This window comes from Psychrobacter sp. 5A.1, assembly GCF_030407455.1.
Classification (GTDB): domain Bacteria; phylum Pseudomonadota; class Gammaproteobacteria; order Pseudomonadales; family Moraxellaceae; genus Psychrobacter.
This window is the reverse complement of record NZ_JASDDJ010000114.1, coordinates 1-2900: the sequence shown is the minus strand read 5'-3', so window position 1 is coordinate 2900 and position 2900 is coordinate 1. Positions and strand designations below refer to the sequence as shown.

Genomic DNA, 2900 nt, shown 5'->3' with positions numbered 1-2900 from the left:
TGGATGGAAAATGACTTATCTAAATTGTTTTATGATATTTGTCCTAGCCATAACAGTTTTATTTTGAACTGACTATAATACTGAGGTAGATTTAATCTATAAATTAACTTCCATTATAGAAGGCCAAAAAATTATGGTTTTAATTGATGATCTTAAGTTTTTAGGTCAAGGCACTCAAAAATTAGTTTATGAATATCCAGGCGATTCTAACAAAGTTATTAAGATAATGAAGCCTGAAAATGCTACAGCTGATGGTGGTAGAGCCAATCAGCGGCATCTACGCTCTCATCGCTCTCAAGGTATTTATAGGCAGTTTCGTCGAGAAATACTTCAGTACCTACAGTTATGCAAGAATGGTTATGGTGCTAATAAATTTATTTTTCCTATTGAAACCGTATATGGTTTTATAGCTACTAATAAAGGGTTAGGACTAATTACTGAAAAAATCACTAGGTTCAGATGGGAACCCTCTCACTCTAGAACACCTTCTGATTAATAAAAATTTTGGTGAAAAACAAAAGGAAGCTCTAAATATTTTTTTCGACCAATGCTGTGATTATCATGTAGTTTTTGGTGAAGTAAATATCGGCGGCATCATGTACACCGAACATCGGCAAGGGCGTCCAGAGTTTGTATTAGTTGATGGTATTGGTGAAAAGCTAATTATACCTTTTAGAGCCATGAGTAAAACGATCAACGCGCGAAATATTAGAAAAGTTGAAAATAAAATTAAAAATAAAATCAACTACTAAATCCGGTCTTGGATAACCGATATCTAAATAATATTAATATTTTTTTCGATGTTTCGCAAAAACGGCAGTACTGTTAAGCACTTAATGCCTTTTGGAAAATTTCAATCAATGCATTGATAGCTCTTAATCATCTATACAATATTACATTTTGAATGATGTCTTAGTATAACCAGTCTGCCGATTCATTAATAGTCTTTCCAATTACATCCAACATTACCTGAGTTCTAAGCACCTTATGCTTATACGACTTTGAAAAGATACTTAAAACACGATAGCGATATTTTTTTATTCTAAATTTTTTGCTGAGCTCTTTAATAAATTCGTCAAACTGTTCTTTGTTATAATGTTTGTGCATGAATAATATTTGAGACTTATACCATCGATGATAGAAAGCATAGTCCTTATTAGGCTCACTTGACCCTCCCTTGTGATAAACACTCAGTGAATTATTTTTAATCAACTCTAAGCCATTTTTTCGTATACGGTAGCATAGATCAACATCTTCACAATACATGAAAAAATCAGGGTCAAATCCATCGATACTGGCAAATGTTTCTTTTCTTATAAACATCAATGAACCTTCAATCCAACTAATCCCACTATCGAGTCCAAAAGTCTCATGGAACTGATAGCTATAATGATCACAACCATCTCTACCATTATCATTTACTATTTGACTACTAATAACACCATAGTTAGGTTTTTCTAAAATAAAATCATACATTGAGCTCAAATAGTTTTGGTCAGTCATTAATACATCTGGGTTTATAATAAGTAAGTGTTCAGCTATTGCTAAGTCCGCAGCGGCATTCATACCTCGCCCAAATCCTAAGTTATCTGGCATTGTTAAGGTTCTAAGAAGAAAAGTCTTGTGGAACTCGTTGTTCATAATCATTTTTTCAAGATTATCGTTCTTTACGTTATTGCTAATAATAATTTCGTAATCAGATGCAGGCATAGACTGACTATGTAAACTGTATAATAGTTTCTCTATATAGCTCTCAGTGTTATAGTTCACAATTAGCAGAGAAAATTTCATATTACTTCCAAATATAATGGTTTATAAAAATTAGTAAGGTCAACTTAGACTTGTTTTATAAAATTCTTATTAGTTATTCTAGGGTGTGTCCTCATTTCACAAGTGGAGATAAAAATGAGATAAATTGCCGTCAAACGAGAAAAATAGCGTCGATAATATCGAGATATTGACCAGCTATTTGACGATGTTTGGCAAAATTTAGCCATTTTTAGCCCAGTTAGATAACTATTGTTTGAATTGAGGACATGCCCTAATAATTTTTGCAAATATTTTTTTCATTGACGTCCTATAAACCAGACTATCAATTAAGCGATATAGTCAGTCCTAAATAAAACAGATACAAATGTAACCATGCGATGCTGGCATACATTTCCCTTGCTTGCTGTGCCTGCGCAGACAAAGGCTATGCAAAATGTACCCAGTATCGCTGTATTTATTTTATAGTGGATCGACTATATTTTTGTATCTATGGTTTGTACGCGCATAATGAGATAAATTGGGTATAGGTAGTATAGTCGGCTAAATCAGTTAAGCGTAGCAATAACTGTAAAATATATTAGCTATTAAACTCAAATTTTGTATAATAGCTGCTCAAGACGTACAATAACTAAAACTGTAAGAGCTTACAGGTACTTTTCTACCAAATTTTCACCAATATCTATTGAGATTATGAATTGAATTTACACCTTTACCAAATTTGGTATGATGAGAAATCAAGACCCGATGAACATTCTGGTATAGAAGCTTTTGATTGTAGAAATAAGCCTGAATTTCTTAAGCGTGAAATTGCGCATCTTATCAGATTTTACGATGAGATAGTGAAGCATGCTGATGACGACTGTTATTTTGCCTTGTTCTCTCCACGTTTTAATGAAAAAACTGGGCTTACTATTAAGCAGGTGAAAGACTTTGTCTCAAATAATCCTAATCAAGATGTATATCTGTTCAATCCTTTTCCAATGCATGTCTATCTAGATATGAATGTTTGGGAGAATGGTGAATATCGTCATAAAGGCTTAAAAAAATTAACTCAACAATTATTTGATACGGCAGGAGTAAATTTCGATATTTACGCGATGCATAGAAACAATATTTCAACTACTATATAT

General features: G+C 32.7%; 3 protein-coding genes and 1 pseudogene. 3 read left to right on the top strand and 1 reads right to left on the bottom strand.

Going from position 1 to position 2900, the window contains the following annotated elements:
- Window positions 1-133: 133 nt before the first annotated feature.
- Together QL982_RS14235 and QL982_RS14230 are read left to right on the top strand one after the other, a co-directional pair.
- Window positions 134-496 (top strand): YrbL family protein, encoded by a 363-nt coding sequence (locus tag QL982_RS14235; protein ID WP_290166020.1) that lies wholly within the window; start codon window positions 134-136, stop codon window positions 494-496.
- Window positions 438-752, top strand: coding sequence for a YrbL family protein (locus QL982_RS14230; RefSeq protein ID WP_356645926.1), 315 nt, complete (start codon window positions 438-440; stop codon window positions 750-752). Before QL982_RS14235 ends, QL982_RS14230 begins: the two co-directional genes overlap by 59 nt.
- 160 nt (window positions 753-912) lie before the next feature.
- Here the strand turns inward: QL982_RS14230 and QL982_RS14225 are convergent, their stop codons facing one another.
- A complete protein-coding gene (locus QL982_RS14225) occupies window positions 913-1791 on the bottom strand; it encodes a glycosyltransferase family 2 protein (RefSeq protein ID WP_290190427.1) in 879 nt (292 codons plus the stop codon).
- A gap of 674 nt (window positions 1792-2465) precedes the next feature.
- Here QL982_RS14225 and QL982_RS14220 point away from each other — a divergent pair.
- Window positions 2466-2900, top strand: a pseudogene (locus tag QL982_RS14220) (hypothetical protein); the annotation flags it as partial.